The 21,689-nt window shown below is 53.9% G+C and carries 21 protein-coding genes, 3 tRNA genes and 1 other RNA gene; 18 read left to right on the forward strand and 7 right to left on the reverse strand.

The features are described 5' to 3' along the window. The first annotated feature begins 104 nt into the window (after positions 1–104). Positions 105–201, forward strand: an RNA gene (gene ffs, locus B4A77_RS08575) — signal recognition particle sRNA small type. A 74-nt stretch (positions 202–275) separates the two neighbouring features. After that, a complete protein-coding gene (locus tag B4A77_RS08580) occupies positions 276–896 on the forward strand; it encodes a histidine phosphatase family protein (protein WP_290739978.1) in 621 nt (206 codons plus the stop codon). 50 nt (positions 897–946) lie between these two features. On the opposite strand, the gene B4A77_RS08585 is transcribed toward B4A77_RS08580, so the two are convergent. Continuing rightward, the gene (locus tag B4A77_RS08585; RefSeq protein ID WP_290739981.1) at positions 947–1,957 is read right to left on the reverse strand and encodes a DUF5683 domain-containing protein; all 1,011 of its coding nucleotides are present in this window, start codon (positions 1,955–1,957) and stop codon (positions 947–949) included. A gap of 137 nt (positions 1,958–2,094) precedes the next feature. Here B4A77_RS08585 and B4A77_RS08590 point away from each other — a divergent pair, with 137 nt between their 5' ends. The 3 genes from B4A77_RS08590 (at position 2,095) to B4A77_RS08600 (ending at position 4,673) form a co-directional block, all read left to right on the forward strand. Next, complete coding sequence (locus B4A77_RS08590; protein ID WP_290739984.1) at positions 2,095–2,685, forward strand: CinA family protein; 591 nt, start codon at positions 2,095–2,097, stop codon at positions 2,683–2,685. A gap of 41 nt (positions 2,686–2,726) precedes the next feature. Beyond that, positions 2,727–3,824: a recombinase RecA gene (gene recA, locus B4A77_RS08595; protein WP_173365248.1), complete on the forward strand. Its 1,098-nt coding sequence runs from the start codon at positions 2,727–2,729 to the stop codon at positions 3,822–3,824. 138 nt (positions 3,825–3,962) lie between these two features. Beyond that, positions 3,963–4,673, forward strand: coding sequence for a hypothetical protein (locus B4A77_RS08600; protein ID WP_173382397.1), 711 nt, complete (start codon positions 3,963–3,965; stop codon positions 4,671–4,673). On the opposite strand, the gene B4A77_RS08605 is transcribed toward B4A77_RS08600, so the two are convergent. Beyond that, a complete protein-coding gene (locus B4A77_RS08605; RefSeq protein ID WP_173382396.1) occupies positions 4,637–5,617 on the reverse strand; it encodes a hypothetical protein in 981 nt (326 codons plus the stop codon). The genes B4A77_RS08600 and B4A77_RS08605 overlap by 37 nt on opposite strands. 81 nt (positions 5,618–5,698) lie before the next feature. On the opposite strand from B4A77_RS08605, the gene B4A77_RS08610 reads away from it, so the two are divergent. The 8 genes from B4A77_RS08610 (at position 5,699) to tgt (ending at position 11,638) form a co-directional block, all read left to right on the forward strand. Further along, positions 5,699–6,142, forward strand: a complete 444-nt coding sequence (locus B4A77_RS08610) for a hypothetical protein (protein ID WP_290739987.1) — start codon at positions 5,699–5,701, stop codon at positions 6,140–6,142. 98 nt (positions 6,143–6,240) lie between these two features. Next, positions 6,241–7,002 carry a triose-phosphate isomerase gene (gene tpiA / locus B4A77_RS08615; protein ID WP_088658315.1) on the forward strand — a complete coding sequence of 254 codons (762 nt, stop codon included), beginning with the start codon at positions 6,241–6,243 and terminating at the stop codon, positions 7,000–7,002. A 30-nt stretch (positions 7,003–7,032) separates the two neighbouring features. Next, positions 7,033–7,449 carry a preprotein translocase subunit SecG gene (secG, locus tag B4A77_RS08620; RefSeq protein WP_173382953.1) on the forward strand — a complete coding sequence of 139 codons (417 nt, stop codon included), beginning with the start codon at positions 7,033–7,035 and terminating at the stop codon, positions 7,447–7,449. 46 nt (positions 7,450–7,495) lie between these two features. Continuing rightward, a tRNA-Leu gene (locus B4A77_RS08625) sits at positions 7,496–7,579 on the forward strand. A gap of 70 nt (positions 7,580–7,649) precedes the next feature. Beyond that, on the forward strand, positions 7,650–8,804 hold the full coding sequence (locus tag B4A77_RS08630) for a hypothetical protein (RefSeq protein WP_290739990.1): 1,155 nt from the start codon (positions 7,650–7,652) through the stop codon (positions 8,802–8,804). A gap of 78 nt (positions 8,805–8,882) precedes the next feature. Next, entirely contained in the window at positions 8,883–10,244 is a 1,362-nt protein-coding gene (murD, locus tag B4A77_RS08635) for a UDP-N-acetylmuramoyl-L-alanine--D-glutamate ligase (protein ID WP_290739993.1), read from the forward strand. An 88-nt stretch (positions 10,245–10,332) separates the two neighbouring features. Next, positions 10,333–10,416 (forward strand) — tRNA-Leu (locus B4A77_RS08640). A gap of 85 nt (positions 10,417–10,501) precedes the next feature. Continuing rightward, positions 10,502–11,638, forward strand: coding sequence for a tRNA guanosine(34) transglycosylase Tgt (gene tgt / locus B4A77_RS08645; RefSeq protein WP_290731516.1), 1,137 nt, complete (start codon positions 10,502–10,504; stop codon positions 11,636–11,638). Positions 11,639–11,791: 153 nt separating this feature from the next. Here the strand turns inward: tgt and groL are convergent, their stop codons facing one another. The 4 genes from groL to B4A77_RS08665 form a co-directional block, all read right to left on the reverse strand. Next, positions 11,792–13,426 (reverse strand): chaperonin GroEL, encoded by a 1,635-nt coding sequence (gene groL, locus B4A77_RS08650; protein WP_072809725.1) that lies wholly within the window; start codon positions 13,424–13,426, stop codon positions 11,792–11,794. A 31-nt stretch (positions 13,427–13,457) separates the two neighbouring features. Next, a complete protein-coding gene (gene groES / locus B4A77_RS08655; RefSeq protein WP_072809723.1) occupies positions 13,458–13,739 on the reverse strand; it encodes a co-chaperone GroES in 282 nt (93 codons plus the stop codon). A 263-nt stretch (positions 13,740–14,002) separates the two neighbouring features. Further along, positions 14,003–14,338, reverse strand: coding sequence for a helix-turn-helix domain-containing protein (locus B4A77_RS08660; protein ID WP_290723821.1), 336 nt, complete (start codon positions 14,336–14,338; stop codon positions 14,003–14,005). A 264-nt stretch (positions 14,339–14,602) separates the two neighbouring features. Next, positions 14,603–14,676 (reverse strand) — tRNA-Arg (locus B4A77_RS08665). Between the two features lie 90 nt (positions 14,677–14,766). On the opposite strand from B4A77_RS08665, the gene B4A77_RS08670 reads away from it, so the two are divergent. The 5 genes from B4A77_RS08670 to argC all read left to right on the forward strand — a co-directional run bounded on the left by B4A77_RS08670 (position 14,767) and on the right by argC (position 20,505). Then, positions 14,767–17,049 carry a penicillin-binding protein 1A gene (locus tag B4A77_RS08670; protein WP_173382601.1) on the forward strand — a complete coding sequence of 761 codons (2,283 nt, stop codon included), beginning with the start codon at positions 14,767–14,769 and terminating at the stop codon, positions 17,047–17,049. Between the two features lie 102 nt (positions 17,050–17,151). Beyond that, positions 17,152–18,225, forward strand: a complete 1,074-nt coding sequence (rlmN, locus tag B4A77_RS08675; RefSeq protein ID WP_173382602.1) for a 23S rRNA (adenine(2503)-C(2))-methyltransferase RlmN — start codon at positions 17,152–17,154, stop codon at positions 18,223–18,225. Further along, the gene (locus tag B4A77_RS08680) at positions 18,219–18,839 is read left to right on the forward strand and encodes a methyltransferase (RefSeq protein ID WP_173365367.1); all 621 of its coding nucleotides are present in this window, start codon (positions 18,219–18,221) and stop codon (positions 18,837–18,839) included. The genes rlmN and B4A77_RS08680 overlap by 7 nt, the downstream gene beginning before the upstream one ends. A gap of 173 nt (positions 18,840–19,012) precedes the next feature. Next, on the forward strand, positions 19,013–19,510 hold the full coding sequence (locus B4A77_RS08685) for a YchJ family protein (RefSeq protein ID WP_173365366.1): 498 nt from the start codon (positions 19,013–19,015) through the stop codon (positions 19,508–19,510). Between the two features lie 29 nt (positions 19,511–19,539). Beyond that, entirely contained in the window at positions 19,540–20,505 is a 966-nt protein-coding gene (gene argC / locus B4A77_RS08690; RefSeq protein ID WP_290731503.1) for an N-acetyl-gamma-glutamyl-phosphate reductase, read from the forward strand. A 74-nt stretch (positions 20,506–20,579) separates the two neighbouring features. Here argC and B4A77_RS08695 read toward each other — a convergent pair whose 3' ends face one another. Next, the gene (locus B4A77_RS08695; RefSeq protein ID WP_290731500.1) at positions 20,580–21,575 is read right to left on the reverse strand and encodes a TonB family protein; all 996 of its coding nucleotides are present in this window, start codon (positions 21,573–21,575) and stop codon (positions 20,580–20,582) included. Positions 21,576–21,689: the final 114 nt, after the last annotated feature.

Below are 21,689 nucleotides of genomic sequence, written 5' to 3' on the forward strand. Positions count from 1 at the left end.
CAAAATCTCATTTTTTCAACAATTTTTCAACAAAATGGCGAATTTCGCTCAAAAAAGGCATTCAAATTTCTTGTTCTTTGCAGAAAATTTTCTATATTTGAGGTTCCTAGGCCCTGCGCAATGACTATTTGCGGGCAACTCGCCAGGGCGAAAGCAGCAACGGACTTGTGAATTTTTATGTGCTCAGGTCGCCTAGGATTTCTTTTTTTTGCAACCCTCGGGTTGCACTTTTTTTAACTAAAGATCCCCGCCTGCGCGGGGATGACGAAGCAGCAATGATTCTCTGGACCGTTCGCCATACCAAGCCCTACAACCCGAATGACGTCTGCTACGGACGACTCGACTTTGACGTATCCCCCTCATTCGAAGACGAGGCAAAAAGCGCCATCGATGACTACCTGAAGGCTGGCGCCCACCCGACCCGACTCTTCAGCAGCCCGCTCCTGCGGTGCATGCGACTCGCCGAGAAGGTTTCGGGGGCCACCGGGCTTAACATCGAGAAAGACGACAGGCTCATGGAGATAAACTTCGGCACGTGGGAAGGCCAGAAGCTCACCGCCGTCCCCCGCAACGAGATGGCCGCCTGGAAAAGCGACTGGCGCGGGTACAGGTTCCCCACGGGCGAAAGCTTCCACGACGTGGACAAGCGCGTAGAGTCACTTCTTGACACGCTCGACGACAACGGCGAATACCTGTGGGTAAGCCACGCGGGCGTAATCGCTGCCCTCCAGCACTTCGCGTGCGGACTGCCGGACGAGGTCTTTGTCGAAGGGATGTTCAGCTACGCGATGGTCACGCGATTCGAGTTCACGCGCAACAGCGAAGGGCATTTCCGCGGGAAGTTCACGACCGTGCACGAAGGCATCAAGATGCCCCCGCTCGTGATGGGTGATTGATAATTGATAATTGATAATTGTCGCTCCGCGACTGCGGTGTGACGAAGTTGTCAAAAATCTAGCGAGAACATCGCCTGCGCGCCACCGGTAAGGTTCGGCAACAGCGCAAAGTGCATCGGGTTATCGAAGTCGCTCAGCAGGGCATCGACAACCGCATCGCCGAGGGAATACAGGTAGATAAGCGCCAATCCCCAGATATACTGGTTCCTGTTCTTGCGGTAATACGTGACGCGCTCGGTCACGCGGTCAAGTTCCTCAGACGAGGAATTCTCTTTCTCCAGAAAGTGCTTGCGGTCGAGGTAGTATTCCACCATGTTCTGCGAGGTGCGGATACTCGCCGCCGCCCCGATGAGTCCCATATAAAGTAAGCCCGCCTTGCCAAACTCGCCATTGTACATTTGTCCGAGTCCCGGAATAAGCCCAAGCAACAGCGCCGTCGTCATGCTGCGGAGTTCCACGCTCCTGTAGTTGTTATTGTACCAGATGCCGAAAGCGTCCATCATCCCATACAAGTGAAGACCGAACAGCCAGGCATTCTCGGCGTAGCGCAGGTCCTCCTGTTCCATCTTCTTGTCGCTCTTCTCGCGCACGCGGTTTGCATACTCGTTCCGCTTGTTCTGGTAATAGGCCAGGCTGTCGCGGTTGTCCATTTCGCGTATAATCTTCGTGTACATCGATACGGAATCGCGGAAGGGTCGCGCCTGTTCGAGCACGCGGTCCTTCTGCCAAGCCTTGTTGATATACACTTCGTAAAAGAGCAGCGCCTCGATACCCGTGATGAACCCGCCCCGAACGTAATGTTCCGTATAGTAATGCCCTCCGCCCGGCAAAATACTCAGGAGCATGGTAAGTCCAAGCGAATTGCGCTTCGTGGGAATATCCCACTCGTTCACGGGAAGCGTATCTATGGATTCAATACCCGTCTTGCCCTTCACCAGCGGGTCACCCACAAAAGAGGACGAATCTGGCTGTACGGAATCCGCCGGAACCGTCTGCGCAGCCGATACGCCAGCAAAAAAGAGGCTCACAAGCAGGATTATGGCAGACAGGTATTTAAACATCGTAAAGAAATATAGTTAAATGCGAGAAACCGGGTGCGCAGGGCGACTCCGAAAAATATATTTTTCAAGAAAATTTCAGGTTTTATCTACAATGTCATTTTATGACACACAATTATTCTAAATTACGGAGTATGGAAATGAAGAACGAACAAGCCGTCACGGACGCAAACATCGAAGGCATGGAAATCGAGGCCAGCGCACTCGAAGCAAAAATTGCCGAACTGGTCCGCGCCATCAAGGCGACCCTCATCGAACGCGGCGAGATGATGGCAACAGCGGAATCGTGCACGGGCGGGCTTGTAGCGTCGAGCATCGTGAACGAGCCCGGTTCTTCAGAAGTCCTTGCAGGCGGAATCGTCGCCTACCAGAACGAGATCAAGGAAAAACTCCTCGGAGTCCGCCACGAGACCCTCGAACAGTTCGGTGCCGTAAGCGAACAGACCGTCCAGGAAATGTCCAAAGGCGCACTCGAAAGGTTCGGCTGCCAGTGGGCTGTATCCACCTCGGGCATCGCCGGGCCGGGCGGGGCCGTCCCGGGCAAGCCCGTGGGCACCGTCTGGATGTCGATTTCCTGGAAAACAGGCAACAATTGTTTGCAAAATGAGGCTTTTTGTAAAATTTTCGACGGTGACAGGCACAAAGTGAGGCTCAAAACCGTTTTTATAGTGCTGGGCAAGCTACTTTTTTTGTTAAATAACCAAAAAAGCACTTGCACAAGTGAACACTAAATAGTATATTTAGACAAGAAAAACAAAAAATGGAGTCCAATATGGCAAAGAAAAACACGACACCCACAAGCAACCTTTCCGCCGACAAGGCAAAGGCGGTCGAAGCCGCCATTGCGCAGATCGAAAAGAACTATGGTAAAGGTTCCATCATGGCTCTCGGACAGCAGCCCGTCGAAGAGATCCCCGTCATCCCGACCGGGTGCATCCAGCTCGACATGGCTCTCGGCGTGGGAGGCTTCCCCCGCGGCCGCATCATCGAAATCTACGGTCCCGAATCTTCCGGCAAGACGACGCTTACCCTGCACGCCATCGCCGAAGCCCAGAAACTCGGCGGAGTCGCAGCCTTCATCGATGCGGAACATGCCTTCGACGCGGTCTACGCCCGCAAGCTCGGTGTCGACATCGAATCCCTCCTCGTTTCCCAGCCAGACACTGGCGAACAGGCCCTTGACATCGCCGAAACGCTCGTCCGCTCCGGCGCCATCGACATCATCGTAATCGACTCCGTGGCCGCCCTCGTGCCACAGGCCGAAATCAACGGAGAAATGGGCGACAACCACGTGGGTCTGCAGGCTCGCCTCATGAGCCAGGCGCTCCGCAAGCTCACCGGCATCCTTTCGAAGTCCAACACCTGCATGCTCTTCATCAACCAGCTGCGCATGAAGATCGGCGTGATGTTCGGGAACCCCGAGACCACCACCGGCGGCAACGCCCTCAAGTTCTACGCCACCCAGCGTATCGACATCCGCCGTATCGCAGCCATCAAGGACGGCGAAGAGGTCATCGGCAACCGCACTCGCGTGAAGGTCGTCAAGAACAAGGTCGCGGCCCCGTTTACCCAGTGCGAATTCGACATCCTCTATGGTTGCGGAATCTCCCGCGAAGCCTCCATCCTTGACCTTGCATGCGAGCTCGACATCATCCAGAAGAGCGGAGCCTGGTTCAGCTACAACAACGAACGCATCGGCCAGGGCCGCGAGAACGCCCGCCTGTTCCTCAAGGACAATCCGGAACTCTGCTCCGAAATCGAGCAGAAGATCCGCGAGAGCATGAAGGACGTGGAACTCTTCAAGCTCGGCGAAAACGACGCGCTCGAAGCCGACGACGACGCCGAAATCAGCGCAGTCGAAGAAGGCTAGTCGATAGCCCCGAATTCTTCCTAAACCAAAAAACTCCGTTCCCTCCTTTAGCCATTGGGAGGGCCCGGAGTTTTCGTTTTTTTAAAGTTTTAATTTGGCAGCAAGCAAAAGCCGTCGCTTTTTTATATCTTTAGAATCATGAGATTCCTTATCGCGTTCGCACTGGCATTCGCCCTACTTCCGGCATCCTACGGCCAGGACCTTTGCGTCCACAAGCTTTTCGAACGCTCAATGATAGCCAATCTCGAAGGATGGTTCATCAACGTGCAGCACTCGCGCGCCCGTATCGACATCGAATGGAGACACCACGAGCAAGAGCAGGTCGACACGTTCTTCATCCACCTGCCCGACCGTCCCTCCTTCAAGTACATCACGACAAATGACCTACGCTATATCGAACAGGATTTTCCGAAACTGAAGCGCCAAATGGCGATGCACCACCTCCGCGACGAAATCGCAAACACGCCCATCAAATACGACGACCTGGAACTCCTTGCCCACGGGAACTTCCTGTGCAAGGATACAAGCGAACAGAAACCGAACATTCTCTCGACCGCATTCTCGAACATGTGGTGGAGCATCGCCCTCGACACGCTGCCGCAACCGAACTCGGTCACCATGCGCGGCGCCCGCAAAGAAAAGAGGGTCATCCAGATCAATTCATGGAAAAAATTTTCCGGGCTTGATCTTCCTGCACTTGCAACCGTGGAACACCCGAACTACAGGGGCAACATCTGGATCCGTTCCATCTACCCCATCGAAGACCTGGCAAAGGATCCCCTGCGCGAAAGCATATTGAATACGGACCGCGCCTACCGCACGTTCTTGTGGATCGGAAACGAGAAGTAACCCTGGTACTGCAGCTGTACGATAAACTGCTGGCTCAGGTCGCCATCGTAGAACGAGTCCTTCAGCCTTTTCCAGAAACCCAGTTCAAGGGTGGCGCTATGCAATCCGTCTTTCCAGGAAAGGTGCGGGCCAAGTTTCACCATCATGTAGCGAAGGGATTCCTTCTCCACCACATCGCCATTGCGCAACAGACCTGTACTAAACACGGACGTTTCGACAAGGGCAGCCACGTGTTCGCTTACCGGGATGCGGCCGAAGAATTCGAAATCCAGAACGAAGTCTCGGCTGAACACCGGCATGTTGAGCCTATAGTCATAGCTTTTTCCCTTGAAATCCGTGCTGATATCCGACAGGATATAGTGCATGTTCAAGCCTATGAGCGCCGATTTCGGGAAAAAATACTCGATTTTGACAGCGATGTCGAAAAGCTGGGCGTAGTTAAAGCCGTCGTCTTCCCCGCTCCAGACGTTATCGACGATGTAGTCCGCATTCCACGTTTCGGCGATGCGACCTTCACCGATGACATCGGAGGTCACCATTTCAAGATTGCTTCTCAGGTAGAAAAAACTCAAGTAGGTGGCCATGACCTCGACCTGCGGATTGGTCTTGAACGGCCGGAGCCCCAGCCCTGCCTGGTATCCCGCATAGAAAGGCGAAATTTCCAGGGCGCCTTCCATCTTCAGGAACGTGGGCGTCTTTCCCATTTTGTCGCCATAATTGAGTTCACCGACCGGTTCCAGCCATGTGTAATGGACATCCGCAAGCAGCTGCGGCAACCACTGTCCCCATACAAAAGGGGTATTCCCCATGATACTCCAGGAGAGGTTCGGCCCATAGCGAAAGCCATACTGGGCACTCTGGTCAAAACCGTCGCCCATGGACAGGACGAACGCGAAGACCACCGTAAGCAGCGAAATACGTATTTGACGACCAAAAAGTCCCATTTCAATGTAAAATCTAAAAAATATTCGTCCATTTGCGCAAGAAATTCTTATTTTGTAGGCACAAAACTTATAGGAGACCCTATGAAAATTTCTCATCTGTGCGTGCTTGCCCTGAGCGGACTGCTCTTTTGGGGTTGCGCAAACAAAGCTTCCTCCCCTATTCTTATCGAACGAGGTGTAGGCCAAAACGAATACGAACGCGAATACTTCGTCACGAAGGAAAGCATGGGCATCGACAAGCGCCTCAAGGACGTGTTCAAGCAGGGTTATATCGAAGAAGGCATGACCAACGACATGGTGAACCTGCTTTGGGGCCCTCCCGACCACGAAATGGAAACGGAAACCAGCAGCGTGTGGGAATACTACACACCTGAAGGCAAGCTCATCACGCGCCTCATCTGGAAGCACCCCGACCAGGCACGTTTGAAGGGCTACGAGAACGAATGGATCTTGGAAAAGATTGAAGGCGACCGCTATGGTGGCTCCCCGGCCCCGACTTCCAGCCGTTCCAGCAACTACAACTAGCCTAAATCCGGGTTAGACAAGCAAAAGCCACCTTCCCAAAGGCGGCTTTTTTGCTATATTTACGCCCGTTAAATTTTAAACCTCTCAAGGAGTTAATTATGCGTCAGTATATCATTGCTGGTAACTGGAAGATGAACAAGACCGTTAGCGAATCCATTCAGCTCGCTAAGGATATCGTGGAAGCCGTCAAGGACGTGAAGAAGACCGAAGTGGTCATCGCCCCGACTTACCTCGCCGCCGCCAAGGTCGCCGACGTCATCAAGGGTACCAACGTGAAGCTCGCCATCCAGGACATCCACTGGAAGGACCAGGGCGCATTCACCGGTAAGGTCTCCGTTGACATGGTCAAGGAAATCGGCGCCGAATACATCATCATCGGCCACTCCGAACAGCGCCAGTACTTCCACGAAACGGAAGAAACCGTGAACCTCAAGGTCAAGAAGACCCTCGAAGCCGGCCTGAAGCCGATTATTTGCATTGGCGAAACCCTCGACCAGCGCAACGGCGGCATCCTCAAGGAAGTCCTCGGTCTCCAGATTAAGGGCGCCTTCAAGGACGTTTCTGCCGAAGACGCCGCCAAGTGCGTTCTCGCTTACGAACCGGTTTGGGCAATCGGTACTGGCGTTACCGCTACCGACGAACAGGCTCAGGACACTCAGGCCTACGCCCGCTCCGTTGTTAAGGAAATCTACGGCGAAGCCGTTGCCGAAGGCATGCGCATCCAGTACGGTGGCTCCATGAAGGGTGCCAACGCTGCCGGCCTCCTCGCCCAGAAGGACATCGACGGCGGTCTTATCGGTGGTGCAGGCCTCAAGGCTAACACCTTCAAGGAAATCATCGACGCTGCCGAAGCTCGCTAATTAAAACTTTAAATTCAAGGTAAAACGACTATGACAACACTCTTTTGGATTGGTATCGTCCTGCACGTGTTCCTGTGCCTCTTCCTCATGTTGCTCGTTCTGGTTCAGAACGACAAGATGGGCGGTCTCGCAGGCCTCGGCGGCATGACTTCCCAGTCTGCATTCTCTACCGCAGGTGCCGCGACCTTCATCCAGAAGTTGACCCGCGTCGTGGCCGTGATCTTCTTTATCGTCGTCTTCCTCCTCGGCCTCATCACGGCCAAGCAGGACCAGACGGTGGAAGAATCTGCCATGCAGAAGGCGACTCGTGAAAACGCCGCCCAGCAGCAGGCTCCGGCTCCGGCCCTCCCGGGAGACTTCGCCGCTCCGGCAGCACCGGCAGCTGAAGTTGCTCCTGCAGCTGAAGCCCCCGCTGCTCCGGCTACCGAAGCTCCTGCTGCGCAATAAGGATTTTGTTGACGCAGGCGGTTTTGGCCGCCGCGTCGGCTATCCTGCGGTCGTGGTGGAATTGGTAGACACGCTAGCTTGAGGTGCTAGTGGGAGCGATCCCATGACAGTTCAAGTCTGTCCGACCGCATTACGAAGTCCGCTCTCGCGAAAAGCGAGGGCGTTTTTTTTGAAAGAGGAAAATTGTAGTTTTGTTCACAATGATTCGTTCCATCGTAACATTCATTCTGCTCATTATCTGCATTTCTATCGCGGCCCCGAAAAACCGCGACATCGAAGGCATGCTCGACCGTATCGGAAGGCAGCCACAAATGCTGGATGCACGCTACAACCTGATGTTAGCTTTGGAACAGAAAAACATCCCGGCAGTAGATTCCCTAATAGAGGTTTTGTCCAAAGAAGCATTAGAGTCTTACGCCCTAGACCGTTACGAACTCCTGCAAATCAACTTGCTATTGGAGCGCTACGACAAGGCTCTTGATATTTGGTTTGACGAATACGCCAATGCAGGGAACCTAGAACGTTATTCCTTTGCAAGAACTGACACATTACAGAAATACCTCACTTCCCTTATGGACTTGACTGACAGCAATAACGTCAAGAGAGAATCGGAAAAAATCAAGACAAGAATAGAATCCCAAGAAAAGAAAGACCTACATTCTTTACTGGCCACATTATCGAAAGCTCTTACCTTTTACAATAGATTTTACCCTGATATAGATAGATGCGATGATTCCCTGCTTTACGTTCGAGTAGGCGCAAAATTTCATTCAGGTAATTACGAGGACAACGTTAATTGGGATTGGGAAGCAGCCATGGCGAACGCACTAAAAGTCCTATCGGATTTCAGCACAAAATATCCAAGCCCCCGAACTGTCCAGTTTTCCGATTATTTAATAAAATATTTTAAAGAATCCGCAGTTACTTTTCAAGTGGTAAAAGACCCTGTACTAAGCAGGCGATACACAGGATGCTTCGGTATAGAAGCGTTCTTAAACATTTCAAATAGGCCGGAAATAATATTTGGCCTTCCACTTCAAATATGGCGAATCATCTTCATCCCCGCTTTTCAATTCTCTAAAGATTACTCCGGACCAAGTGCGACTGCCGGATTTGTCGTTTTTGATTCTCGCCACGTAAAAGTTTTTCCCCTCGTAAACATGAGCACAGGACTTGGTTTCGGTGGAGAAATCGACTATAGATTTTACATCAGTAAAGAGTCTTATGGGTTATTCGGTGTATGGTCATTTAACTTCAGATATATCGGAGGATGGTACGAGACCGAGACTAAAAACTCCATAGAAAGTCGATTCCAAAACAGATTTATGTTGGGGGTCAGTGGCTACTTGTGGTAACAGGTTGCTAAATTTTCCGCATCAATAAGGCGGACCAATCTGCACGTCGCAGAACGGTACCACGCAAAAAGGTTTGATATGAGCAGTAATCTTGTAGCGCCGGTCGGCGTTCTCGGTTTTGGCGTCGAAGGCCAGAGCACGTTTAATTACCTTGTACGTAATGGTGTCAAGGAAATCGTAGTGATGGACAAGAACCCGGTGAAGTTACCGGACACACCCGCAGACGTAAACGTGAAGGTTTTCAGTGGCGAAGGCTACCTGGACGGACTCAAGGACTGCGTAACCGTCGTACGCTCGGCAGGCGTGTACCCGATGAGTCAGGACCTGTTCAAGTTCCAGATGAACGGCGGAATCATGACGAGCCAGATTCAGCTGTTTTTAGAACAAACTAAATCCAAGAAGGTCGTAGGCGTCACGGGAACCTTGGGCAAGGGCTCGACCGTGAGCATGATTAGCCACATCTTAACCAAGTGCGGCGTAGAGAACGAAATTGGCGGGAACTTCGGCGTGCCCGCGCTCGACCTGCTCGAGACAGAGACGCCCGACCGCATCAGCATTCTAGAACTTTCCAGTTTCCAGCTGATGACGCTTTCGCTCTCGCCCGACGTGGGCGTGGTGCTGCGCGTATCCACCGAGCACCTGGACTGGCACAAGAGCGTCGAGGAATACCGGGACGCGAAGGCCAACCTCGTCCGCTGGCAGAAACGCTCCGGTACCTGCGTGTACCTGAAGGATGCAGAGCCCTCGGCAAAGATTGCAGGGGAAAGCCCTGCCGGAACGAAGTATGCCGTATGCCACGCTAACGAAGACGGTTTCGGCGACGGAGACGCCGTCATCGACGGCGCCACCCTCGCCATCGACGGCGAGAAACTTTACCTTTCGGACTGCAAGGTCCGCGGCATTTACCAGCTCGAAAACATGGCGGCGGCGACCCTCGCTTGCAAGGCCTTGGGAATCAAAGTGGCCGACGCGTTTGAAGCCCTCAAGAGCTACGAAACACTCCCCTTCCGCATGGAATTCAAGGGCGAAAAACGCGGAATCGAATTCTACAACGACAGCTATGCCACCCGCCCCGACGCGACGATCGCCGCAACCGCCAGCATGAAGCGCCCCTTCGCGCTCATCCTCGGCGGCTCCGAGAAGAACGCCGACTTCACCGAACTTTCGAACATCCTCGTGAAAGAGCGTCCGAACCTCAAGCGCATCGCGCTCATCGGCGCCACCGCCGAGCGCATGCTCGATTCCCTGAAGCAGGCCGGGCTCGATTCCGCGGGCATCGCGGCAAAGATCTTCCCCACCCTCGAGGAAGCCTTCGCCGACAGCCTAGCCATCGGCAAGGGCGGGACGGTCATCATGAGCCCCGCCTGCGCAAGTTTCGGCCTGTTCAAGAACTACAAGGTGCGCGGGCAAGTGTTCGACAAACTGGTCGCGGGCGTTTAATTTTTAATTTTTTCAAAAATTTTCACCCCTACCCCTTTACAAACGGCGCAAATCAATCTAAATTTGTTGCCGTTCCGCTAAGGACCACGCGGTCGTGGTGGAATTGGTAGACACGCTAGCTTGAGGTGCTAGTGGGAGCGATCCCATGACAGTTCAAGTCTGTCCGACCGCAGAAGAAACCCGGCTGAAAAGCCGGGTTTTCTTTTTGCTTTTAATTTCTATCTTTAGCACCAAGATAAACAACTTATATTTATTTCATGAACCGTTTCGAGCTCCTAAAGACCTCCAAGAAGTCAAAAGCCCGCCTCGGCGTGGTCCACACCGACCACGGCGACGTGACGACCCCCATCTTTATGCCCGTGGGCACCGAGGCGACCGTCAAGGCGGTCACGCCCGCCCAGCTCAAGGACATCAAGGCGGAAATAATACTTGCGAACACGTACCACCTGTACCTGCGCCCCACCACGCCCCGCATCGCGAAGGCGGGCGGCATCCACAAATTCATGGCGTGGGACGGCCCGGTCTTGACGGACAGCGGCGGATTCCAGGTATGGAGCCTGAAGGATTTGCGCAAGATTACACCGGAGGGTGTCGAGTTCAGGAGCATACTTGACGGTTCAAAACACTTCTTTAGCCCCGCAAGCGTCATGAACGCCCAGCGCGAAATCGGCGCAGACATCATCATGGCGCTCGACGAATGCACGCCTTACCCGAGCACCGCGAAGGAAGCAGAACACAGCCTCAAGTTCACCCTCAAGTGGACCGCAGAAGCGATGCAATGGCTCAAGGAACACCCGCCTATCCACGGTTACGACCAGCAGTTCTTCGGGATTATCCAAGGAGGCATGCACAAGAACTTGCGCAAGCAGGCGATTGAACGCATTGCGGAACTCGGGCCCGACGGATTTGCGATGGGCGGCCTCTCCGTAGGCGAGCCCACCGAGACGATGTACGAGATTGCGGACTTCTGCACCGATATTCTACCGCAGGACCACGCCCGCTACGTGATGGGCGTAGGAACCCCCTGGAACCTGTTGGAGCTCATCGAGCGCGGCGTGGACATGTGCGACTGCGTGATGCCCACGCGCAACGCCCGCAACGGAATGCTGTTTACAAGCGAAGGCGTACTGCGCTACAAGGCGGCGCGCCATGCCGAGGAATTCGACAAGCCGGTCGACCCGAACTGCGACTGCTACTGCTGCAGGAACTTCAGCCGCGCCTACCTGCGCCACCTGCACCACGCCGGAGAATCCCTCGGGTTCACGCTGGCGAGCATCCACAACCTGCACTTCTACCTGCACCTGATGCGCGAAGCCAAGCAGCACATCGCCGACGATGATTTCGAAACTTGGAAAAAAGCCAAGTGTGAAATACTCCAAAGAGACCTACAGTAGTCTTTAGCTTTAGGGAAAGGAGGGTGTTAGGGAGGGGCTCGTATGACGACCCCTCACGGCGCAACAAACAAAAACACCCGGCTTTTTCGAACCGAGTGCTTTTTGTTAGGAGGAGAATCTTTATCGGCGCTTCGACAAGCTCAGCGACCTTTATTACATCATGCCGCCCATGCCACCCATGCCCGGGTCCATGGCCGGAGCAGCCGGCTTGGGTTCCTTCTTCTCGGTAATCACGCAGTCTGTGGTGAGGATCATCGAGGCAATGGAGGAGGCATTCTTGAGGGCCGTGCGGGTCACCTTGGCCGGGTCGATGACGCCAGCCTTGATGAGGTCTTCGTAGGTGTCGGTCTTCGCGTTGTAACCGAAGGCGTCCTTGCCTTCCTTGACCTTGTTCACCACCACAGAGCCTTCGAGGCCAGCGTTCTGCACAATCTGGCGGAGCGGTTCTTCGATGGCGCGGCGGATGATGGCAGCACCGGTCTTCTGGTCGTCGTTATCGAACTTGAGGGAGTCGATGGCCTTCTCGGCACGGATGAGGGCAACGCCACCACCCGGAACGATACCTTCTTCGACGGCAGCGCGGGTTGCGTGCATGGCGTCGTCGACGCGGTCCTTCTTTTCCTTCATTTCAACTTCGGTAGCGGCACCGACCTTGATCACGGCAACGCCGCCGGCAAGCTTGGCCAGGCGTTCCTGGAGCTTTTCGCGGTCGTAGTCGCTGGTGGTGGTTTCAATCTGCTTCTTGATCTGACCGATACGGCCCTTGATGGAGGCAGCATCACCGGCACCTTCCACGATCGTGGTGTTGTCCTTCGTGATGGTGATGGACTTGGCCTGGCCAAGAACGGTGACCGGAGCATCTTCGAGCTTCGCGCCCGTGTCTTCGGAAACCAGCATACCGCCAGTGAGGATAGCGATGTCTTCGAGCATGGCCTTGCGACGGTCACCGAAGCCCGGGGCCTTGACGGCGGCGACCTTCAAGGTGCCACGCATCTTGTTCACGACGAGCGTTGCGAGAGCTTCGCCATCCACGTCTTCGGCGATGATGAGGAGAGACTTGCCCTGCTTTGCCACATGTTCGAGCATCGGGAGCAAATCCTTCATGGTAGAAATCTTCTTGTCGTACAACAGGATGTACGGGTTCTCGAGGGAGACTTCCATGCTGTCAGTGTTGGTGACAAAGTAAGGGGACAGGTAGCCGCGGTCGAACTGCATACCTTCCACCACGTCGAGCACCGTGTCGGCGGTCTTGGATTCTTCGATGGTGATGACACCGTCGTTGCCGACCTTTTCCATGGCGTTGGCCAGGAGGTCACCGATTTCCGGGTCGTTGTTCGCGGAGATGGTAGCGACCTGGGCAATGTGTTCCTTGCCGTTGATCTTCACGGCCATCTTGCCGATTTCCTTGATAACGGCGTCAACCGCAGCATCCATACCGCGCTTGATGTCCATCGGGTTTGCACCGGCGGCCACGTTCTTGAGGCCTTCGCGGGTGATAGCCTGGGCCAGCACCGTAGCGGTAGTGGTACCGTCACCGGCGGCATCAGAAGTCTTGTTCGCGACTTCCTTGGCCATCTGGGCGCCGAGATTTTCGTAGGCGTCTTCGAGTTCCACTTCCTTAGCGACAGTCACGCCGTCCTTCGTCACGTTCGGGGCACCGAAGGAGCGGGCGATCATCACGTTACGGCCCTTGGGGCCGAGAGTTACCTTGACTGCGTTGGCGAGCTTGTCCACGCCCTTCATGAGGGATTCGCGAGCCGCCACATCAAACTTGAGTTGCTTTGCCATTTTGTTTTTCCTTTTTTATAAACCTTTTTGATTAGAGCGTCGCGATGACGTCCGGTTCCTTCACGATGAGGTAGTTTTCACCATCGACAGTGACTTCAGTGCCGCTGTACTTGCCGTAGAGCACCACGTCGCCCACCTTGACTTCCATCGGGACGATTTCGCCCTTGTCGTTCTTGCGGCCCGGGCCCACGGCCACGACCTTGCCCTGCATGGGCTTTTCCTTGGCGTTATCCGGAATGAAGAGACCCGAGGAGGTCTTCTGCTCGGCTTCTGCCGGCTTGACAACGATTCGATCTGCTAAAGGCTTGATCATTTTACTTTTCCTTTTTTGCGGGCAGTCGCTTTCGCGACACCCTTTTGTTTAAATCTTGGTCCAAGTTGGACTATTTTGTTCGCTTGAACAAAAGCAAAATCTGTGCCAAACAGATTTTTTCCAAAAAAGACCTTTTTGGCAAGATTTTTGCGTCAAACAGGTGGAAAAGTCAAATATCAGCCAATTTTTTCGCACGCTCGCGTGTTTTATTTTGAGACATTCTTGCAAGAGTGTTTTAAAATGAAACATTCCGCGGCTGTCAGCTACGATTCCAACAGATTTCGCCCCGATGTATTCCTGATATATTCGGCAGCCTTGCTCCGCTCCCGAAGCCGACGATTCTTCGCCATGTATTCCGCCTCATAGATGGCCGAAAACCTTTCCAGCAGTTCGACCGGTGTCATATCCAGTCCCATCGCCAGCGCACAAAAAGTCTCAAAAGAGGGAATCCTCTTTCCGCACTCCAACATTGATATAAATTGCCGAGTAAGCCCCGAAATCTTCGACAGCTGACGCTGCGTGACCAACGAATCCCTCCTTATGCCGATCACAAGTTTTCGGAACGCACTACAAAACACCTCATGGTCATCTAATTTCATACAATAAAGATATAAAAAACTTGCAAATACAAAAGTATACATATGTTCCCAAATGTAAAAATTCCCATGACCTTTTGTTAAAGAAATATATTTTAGACTCCCCTTTTATTTTTAAAAATCATTACTATATAGGGGCCGCTTTGCAGGACCTGCTTTACGCAAGTCGTTTTTTCTGCGGGGAAGGGCTATCGGGAGGCATTTTCGCGGGGATTTCGCCTCGAAAGAACAAAAAAAAACGACCTGCTTTACGCAAGTCGTTTTTTCTGCGGGTGCCAGGACTCGAACCTGGAGCCTTTTGGTTCGTAGCCAAACGCTCTATCCAGTTGGGCTACATCCGCGTGACGTGCCCAAATATAGAATTATCGGTTGAATTGTCAAGGGATTTTTCTAAATTTGTTGAATAATTTTTTTATATCCAAGAATTAACGATGAAAAAAGTCAAGTCCATCCTAGCCTATTGCCTGACCATCGCAAAGAAGCTTTTCTCCGACAAAAAGTTCGACATTTGCCTCGCCATCCTCTGCTTTCCCATAATTCTCGGATTTGTCGCAGTCGTCATCGTCTATAACCATTACCTGCCGGAGCTCCCCTCCCTCGCCCAGCTAGAGCAAATAAACCCGAAGCTCGTCACCAACATTTACGACATGAACGGGAAAATTGTGCACAAGTACTTCGTGGAACGCCGCGAATGGACCTCGTTCGATTCCATCCCCGAAGACGCAATCCACGCCGTCATGGCGACCGAAGACCGCGCCTTCTACAACCACTGGGGCATGAACGTCTGGGCCATCCCGTCGGCAATCGTCGAGAGCGCCCTCAGCGGCAAGCAGCTCCGCGGCGCCTCCACCCTCACCCAGCAATTGACCAAGCTCCTGTTCCTCACGCCGGAACGTTCCATCGCCCGTAAAATCAAAGAGGCGATGACCGCCATCCGCATCGAGCAGACCTATACCAAGCAGGAAATTCTCGAGTTCTACATGAACGAGGTGTACCTGGGAGGCGGCAACTACGGGTTCCAGGCCGCAGGCAAATACTACTTCGGCCGACCGCTCGACAGCCTCACCATTCCGGAATACGCCGTGCTAGCGGGCATGCTCAAGGCGCCCGAATCCTACCGCCCTGACAAGCACCCCAAGGCATCGCTCGAACGTCGCAACACGGTCCTTTTCGCCATGTACGACGCAGGCTACATCAGCAAGGAAGACTACCACAAATACATAGCGACCCCCATCGCGCTCGCCGAAAAGGAACCTGAAACGGGCTCCGGCCTCTACTACTACGAAGAAATCCGCAAGTACATGGAAAAGAAGTACGGGCAGAACTCGCTCTACGCTGACGGAGTTTCCATCTACAGCACCATTGACCCCGACATCCAAGAACTCGCAGACAGCGTCATCCAGTCGACAGTCAAGAAATACCGCAAGGAATTCCAGAAGAAGGCGGCCAAGAACCTAAAGCTCGCCGACAAGTACAACATGGAACTTGACAGCGTTCTCGTCCACTTCGACAGCGTCTACACCCTGTTCAAGAAGGACTACCTGAGCAAGGACACTTCCGCAAATATCAAGAAATGGCGCTACCCGCCCGAAATCCGCTACCATGACGTAGAAATGGCGGCAGTCGTTATCGAGAACGAGACGGGCGCAATTCGCGCAATGGTCGGCGGCAGCGACTTTAACACATCGCGATTCAACCGCGCCGTCCAGTCCCTGCGTCAACCTGGGTCGTCCTTCAAGCCGATCGTCTACTCCGTCGCCATGGACAACGGCGCTTCCCCCTGCGACTCGGTGAACGACGCTCCCATCACCATGACCGACGAGACTGCGGCAACCGGCATGTGGCGACCGCACAACTCCGAAAAGAACTTCGAAGGCATGATGTCGCTTCGCAGGGCGCTTTACCGTTCGAAAAACATCCCCGCCATTCTCACCGCCTCGAAATACGGTTTGAGCAACGTGGTGAACTACGCCCGCGCCTTCGGCATCCGCAAGGCTCCGCTCGTAGCGGTTCCGAGCCTCGCCCTCGGGTCTGTCGGAGCGACGCTCCTCGAAATGACCTCGGCCTACACAGTATTCCCGAACGGAGGAACCCGAATCGAGCCCTACATGATCGAATCCATCGAAGACAAGAACGGCGAAGTAATCGAAAAGAATTCCAAGGTCGAAAGTGTCGTGATGAAGCCCTCCGCAGCCTACCTAATGGTCGACATCCTGAAAGACGTAAACGTCCGCGGAACCGGATTCAAGGTCGCACAGAGCGGATTCAACCACCCGAGCGGCGGCAAGACCGGAACAACGAACGACTACACCGACGCCTGGTACATCGGCTTTACGAAGCATTACACCATGGGCGTCTGGGTCGGTTTCGACCAGGCCGTCTCCATGGGCGTCGGCCATACGGGCGGCAACTACGCGCTTCCCGCATGGATTGCCGTCATGACAAAGATTCACAAGGGTCTTCCGCAGAAATCGTTCCCCGTTCCGAGCGGAGTCATCAGCCGCGGCGTTTGCAACGTCACGGGTAAACTCGCGGGTGAATTCTGCACCGAAAAGACATACTGCCTCTACACCACCAACAACTATCCCGACGAAGTCTGCGATGGCGACCACTACAAGGTGAAAACCAAGTCCGCCGACGACGCAACGCTCTTCAGCAACAAGGGTGCCGCAGAAAACACGCAAGGGCCGAAAAAGCCCCGCAAAATGTTCTAGCGCATGACCGGCAAGATAGCCTCAATCCCTTATTTTTAAAGGGATTGAAAAGCTTTTTTACCCTTAACAAAAAACTGTTTTTTTTCTATCTTTACGGCCACCATGGAATGGCCGCGCGACATAAAATCTCTCACGACTGACGAGCTCAAGGCTTGGCTTCGCGATGTAAACGAGAAGCAATACCGCGCCGATCAAATCCAGAAATGGCTTTTCTGCCAACAGGTAAAATCCTACGACGAAATGGCGAACGTGCCGCCCTCGCTCCGCGAAAAACTGGCCGAACAGTTTTCCATCCGATCCCTCATCGAGGAACAGCGCATGGAATCGGTCGACGGCACTGTCAAGTGGCTCTTCCGGACGCGCGACGACCACCACATCGAAACCGTGATGATTCCAGCCAACGGACGCTTCTCCGTATGCGTGTCGACCCAGGTGGGCTGCGCCATGAACTGCGCTTTCTGCCGCACCGCAAAGATGGGCTTCACCCGGAACCTCGAAGCGGGCGAAATCCTCGAAGAAATCCTCAATGTGAACTGGTACCTGAAAGAGGCCGGTCTCTTGAACGATGAAGGCAACGTTGCCCAGGTCACGAACATCATCTTCATGGGCATGGGCGAACCGCTCAACAACCTGGAAAACGTGCACAGAGTCTGTTGCACCCTGCACAACCAGAGTCTCTTCAACATGGGCGCAAAGCGCATGACCGTGAGTACAAGCGGCGTTGTCCCGAAAATCAAGGAACTTGTCGACCGCAATACGCCCTGCTGCCTCGCCGTAAGTCTCAACAGCACGAACAACGAATACCGTTCGTCCGTGATGCCGGTGAACAAGACCTGGCCCATCGAGAAACTCCTCGAAGCGGTTGACGAATACATCCGCCGCACCGATAATTATGTGACGTTCGAGTTCGTGCTCATCAAGGACATCACCTGCACCCCTAAGGCCGCAAAGGAATTGATCCGCATCTGCGCCCCCCGCCGAGTGAAGGTGAACGCAATCGTGCTTAATGACGGTGATGACCCGAGCTTGCACGCCCCCACGCCCGAAGAGGTCGAGGATTTCCTCGCCGCCGTGCGTGCCGCCGAAATTCAAATAACGATCCGCAACCCGCGCGGCCGCGACATCCTCGCCGCCTGCGGGCAACTCGCGTACAAAAAGGAAGGTAAAGAATGTTAACGCAGAACCTCCCGGAATTCTGGGACAACCTCTATGCCGATGGCAAGGACTACTGGAATTTCAAGAAGGCGACCCCTGCCCTGCTCGAATTTTTCAAGCACCCCTCTTGCCCGGCTACCGGCTCCGTGCTGATTCCCGGAGCAGGTTTCGGCTACGATGCAGAAGCTTGGGCCGAACGCGGCCACGAAGTGCTCGCCGTAGACTTTGCGCCCACGGCCGTTGACGAACTCGACCACCTGAGCCGCAAGCACAAGAACTTGCGTTCGCTCGACCTTGACCTCTTCACGCTCACCCCCAAGGACCCCAAGCGCGGTGGCCAGCAGTTCGACATCGTGTACGATTACTGCACTTTCTCCGCCATCCATCCGGGGCGGCGCGACGAGTTCTTCGAAGTCTGCTACAAGATGCTCAAGGACGACGGCGTCCTGATCCTTTTCCTCTACCCGCTCATGAACGGCAAGACGCTGCAGGGCCCTCCCCATGCAACGAGCGAAGGCGAACTCATGGCGCGCCTCGGCGGCGTTTTCGATGTGGTGGAACGCATCAAGCCCGTAAATAGCATCCCCGGCCGCGAAGGTAAGGAAGAAATCTGGCTTTTGAAGAAATGCCTGTAATCTAGAACGGCTCAACGAGCCTATAGACAAAAAGCTTGCGACAAAAGACGAGAGACTGGAAAAGCTCTCGTCTTTTTTTGTGCGTCCAATTTCTCCATTCCTATTTTTTTCTAATTTTTCCTCAAAATTTTTAATGCGGCATGGCCGCCAAACAAAAACACAAGGATTAAACTATGGCTCAAGATTTATGCCCCTGCGGATCTGGAAAAGAATACTGCGAATGCTGTGAACCCATCATCAAGGGAACTGCCCTCGCCCAGAGTCCCGAAGCGCTGATGCGCTCACGCTATACAGCCTACGCCAAGCACGAAATCGCCTGGCTCAAGGACTCCCTCGAAGCTAGCCAGCGCAGTGACTTCGACGAACCGAGCGTAGAAGCCTGGAGCCGCGACTCCGAATGGCTCGGCATCGAGATCAAGCAGACCAAGACCGAAGAAGAGAAGAACATCGGCTGGGTCGAATTCGTCGCACGCTTCAAGCAGGGAAACATCACCCGCAACCACCACGAACTCGGCGAATTCCACAAGGTGGGCGGCGCATGGTTCTTCTACGACGGCCGTGCAGTGAAGCAGGAAACCGTCCGTCACGAAGGTCCGGTTGTCGGCCGCAACGACCCGTGCCCGTGCGGTTCCGGCAAGAAGTACAAGAAGTGCTGCGGCGCAGGCAAGTAATCAACCTTCAACCTCAATCCGATAGAAAGATGTTCAAAGTTTTCGTAGATGGTGAAGCAGGGACCACTGGCCTGCAGATTTATGAGAGACTCGCAAAGCGCACCGACATCGAAGTGTTGCGCATTTCTCCTGAACTCCGCAAAGACATTAACGAACGCAAGAGGCTCATCAACGAGTCCGACGTGACGTTCCTGTGCCTGCCCGACGCGGCCGCTGTCGAAAGTGCAGCCCTCTGCGAAAATCCGAACACCCGCGTGATTGACGCTTCTACCGCGCACCGCGTGAATCCGGACTGGACCTACGGGATGCCGGAACTGAGCCCCGCCCAGCGCGAAGCGATTGCAAAAGCCAAGCGCATCGCGAACCCCGGCTGCCACGCCTCGGGCTTTATCCTCGGCGTGCACCCGCTGGTTGCCGCAGGAATCCTCCCGAAGAGCGCAAACCTCGCCGCCTACAGCATTACCGGTTATTCCGGCGGCGGCAAGAAGCTCATCGCCGAATATGAGGAAGCAGCAGCCCTTTCGCATGCTGCCGGCGAATCGAAGGCCATCATGGCGCCCGCCCCGTACGCGCTCGCGCTCGCTCACAAGCACCTTCCCGAAATGAAGAAGTACTGCGAACTCGAAAACACGCCGTTCTTCAACCCGGTACTCGGCCCCTATTACAAGGGCATGGCGGTGACGGTCGCCATCTTCGCGAATGAACTCACCAAGAAGGTCGGCCCCGAAGGCCTCACCGAAATCTTGGCGAAGCATTACGAAGGTTCCCGTTTTGTGAAGGTCATGCCGTATGAAGCAGCCCCCGTGCTGTTCAACGGCCGCCTTGACGCCACCGTTTGTAACGACACGAACAACGCCCGCATCCAGGTGTTCGGCAACGAGAACGTGATGCAGGTGACGACGATTATCGACAACCTGGGCAAGGGCGCCAGCGGCGCCGCCATCCAGAACATGAATATCGCGCTCGGCCTCGACGAAAGCATCAGCCTGGTCTAGGCAACAACCGGCAACGATTATACAAAAGCCAGCCCGATTGCGGCTGGCTTAAATGTTTAAATGCAAACAGCGACTTAATCTTCACTGAAGGTGAACGGAATCGTCACAGTCGTGTTACCAGACTTGACCTTGCTGAAAGTCCAGCGACTCACGGCGTTCTTAATTTCGCCGTCAAATTCGCCATACCCGGTCGTAGAGGACGCAATGGAAATACTGATAATTTCACCACCCGGAGCAATCGTGAACTTCAGGGTAACCTTACCCTGGAATCCCGGTTTTATCTTCAGGAACTTGTTATAGATGTGGCGCAGGCCCGGAGTACGCTGACGTACGACCTTCATGATGTCAGCAGCGGAACGAGATCCACCACCGGCACCCATCTTGACATCATCTCCAGACGGAGTCTTGATATTTCCCTTGGCCTTGGTTGCACTACCGCCACCGAAGAGACCTGCTAGGCCGTCACCAATACCACCAGCCCCACCTTCTGCATAGCCCTCATTGAAGCCGTCACCCGTCTTGTTGTGACCTGACAAGGAAGAATTAAACAATCCCTTTTCATTAATTACATCCGAATAGTCAGAACACAAAGTCCAAAACCATTCCAACGTCTTGTTCAGGAAGACGGGATTCACTCCGCCATCATAGATAAATTGGTATGTCAACCGCATGACGCCATCCCCATTGTCACGTCTGAGAAATGAGGCCTGCGTCAAAATTTTATCAATATTGAACTGGTTTGCCGTCTCGATAGCCAAGGATTCATCCACATCCTGGGTTCCACCCCACGTTGCAGAAAGCTTTACAAGTTTCTGGTTGGGATATACAAAGATATAGCCCTTGTAGGTTCCATTTGTAATAAAGAGGTCGCCATCCTCATCAATCCGGCCCTGAGTTTCACCTTCCAGGAGTTTCAACAGGTTTTCTGTATTGACGTCGCTTTCCTGCAATCTTTTGCCAGGTCCAAAAGATGCCGGAGCGTAGCTTGTTTCGTAATGACCATAGGCAAGGACCTGCTGCGCACAGAATGCGACAAATATACCGAACAATATCTTTTTTAGATTTTTCATGAACAACCGAACCTTTTCCTATATGCAGCTATTCCACAGCGCCTCGAACCAGTGCCCAAAATAGCTAGCATCGCACAGTTGGTGGAGTACTCCCGAAACACAAGCAAATTTCTT

Source organism: Fibrobacter sp. UBA3718 (assembly GCF_002371935.1).
In the GTDB taxonomy this organism is placed as follows: domain Bacteria; phylum Fibrobacterota; class Fibrobacteria; order Fibrobacterales; family Fibrobacteraceae; genus Fibrobacter.

What these genes read in the sequence shown, in the direction of transcription:
- B4A77_RS08580 (WP_290739978.1), top strand. Translation starts at nt 276, where the DNA reads ATGATTCTCTGGACCGTTCGCCATACCAAGCCCTACAACCCGAATGAC.
- B4A77_RS08585 (WP_290739981.1), bottom strand. Translation starts at nt 1,957, where the DNA reads ATGTTTAAATACCTGTCTGCCATAATCCTGCTTGTGAGCCTCTTTTTT.
- B4A77_RS08590 (WP_290739984.1), top strand. Translation starts at nt 2,095, where the DNA reads ATGAAGAACGAACAAGCCGTCACGGACGCAAACATCGAAGGCATGGAA.
- recA (WP_173365248.1), top strand. Translation starts at nt 2,727, where the DNA reads ATGGCAAAGAAAAACACGACACCCACAAGCAACCTTTCCGCCGACAAG.
- B4A77_RS08600 (WP_173382397.1), top strand. Translation starts at nt 3,963, where the DNA reads ATGAGATTCCTTATCGCGTTCGCACTGGCATTCGCCCTACTTCCGGCA.
- B4A77_RS08605 (WP_173382396.1), bottom strand. Translation starts at nt 5,617, where the DNA reads ATGGGACTTTTTGGTCGTCAAATACGTATTTCGCTGCTTACGGTGGTC.
- B4A77_RS08610 (WP_290739987.1), top strand. Translation starts at nt 5,699, where the DNA reads ATGAAAATTTCTCATCTGTGCGTGCTTGCCCTGAGCGGACTGCTCTTT.
- tpiA (WP_088658315.1), top strand. Translation starts at nt 6,241, where the DNA reads ATGCGTCAGTATATCATTGCTGGTAACTGGAAGATGAACAAGACCGTT.
- secG (WP_173382953.1), top strand. Translation starts at nt 7,033, where the DNA reads ATGACAACACTCTTTTGGATTGGTATCGTCCTGCACGTGTTCCTGTGC.
- B4A77_RS08630 (WP_290739990.1), top strand. Translation starts at nt 7,650, where the DNA reads ATGATTCGTTCCATCGTAACATTCATTCTGCTCATTATCTGCATTTCT.
- murD (WP_290739993.1), top strand. Translation starts at nt 8,883, where the DNA reads ATGAGCAGTAATCTTGTAGCGCCGGTCGGCGTTCTCGGTTTTGGCGTC.
- tgt (WP_290731516.1), top strand. Translation starts at nt 10,502, where the DNA reads ATGAACCGTTTCGAGCTCCTAAAGACCTCCAAGAAGTCAAAAGCCCGC.
- groL (WP_072809725.1), bottom strand. Translation starts at nt 13,426, where the DNA reads ATGGCAAAGCAACTCAAGTTTGATGTGGCGGCTCGCGAATCCCTCATG.
- groES (WP_072809723.1), bottom strand. Translation starts at nt 13,739, where the DNA reads ATGATCAAGCCTTTAGCAGATCGAATCGTTGTCAAGCCGGCAGAAGCC.
- B4A77_RS08660 (WP_290723821.1), bottom strand. Translation starts at nt 14,338, where the DNA reads ATGAAATTAGATGACCATGAGGTGTTTTGTAGTGCGTTCCGAAAACTT.
- B4A77_RS08670 (WP_173382601.1), top strand. Translation starts at nt 14,767, where the DNA reads ATGAAAAAAGTCAAGTCCATCCTAGCCTATTGCCTGACCATCGCAAAG.
- rlmN (WP_173382602.1), top strand. Translation starts at nt 17,152, where the DNA reads ATGGAATGGCCGCGCGACATAAAATCTCTCACGACTGACGAGCTCAAG.
- B4A77_RS08680 (WP_173365367.1), top strand. Translation starts at nt 18,219, where the DNA reads ATGTTAACGCAGAACCTCCCGGAATTCTGGGACAACCTCTATGCCGAT.
- B4A77_RS08685 (WP_173365366.1), top strand. Translation starts at nt 19,013, where the DNA reads ATGGCTCAAGATTTATGCCCCTGCGGATCTGGAAAAGAATACTGCGAA.
- argC (WP_290731503.1), top strand. Translation starts at nt 19,540, where the DNA reads ATGTTCAAAGTTTTCGTAGATGGTGAAGCAGGGACCACTGGCCTGCAG.
- B4A77_RS08695 (WP_290731500.1), bottom strand. Translation starts at nt 21,575, where the DNA reads ATGAAAAATCTAAAAAAGATATTGTTCGGTATATTTGTCGCATTCTGT.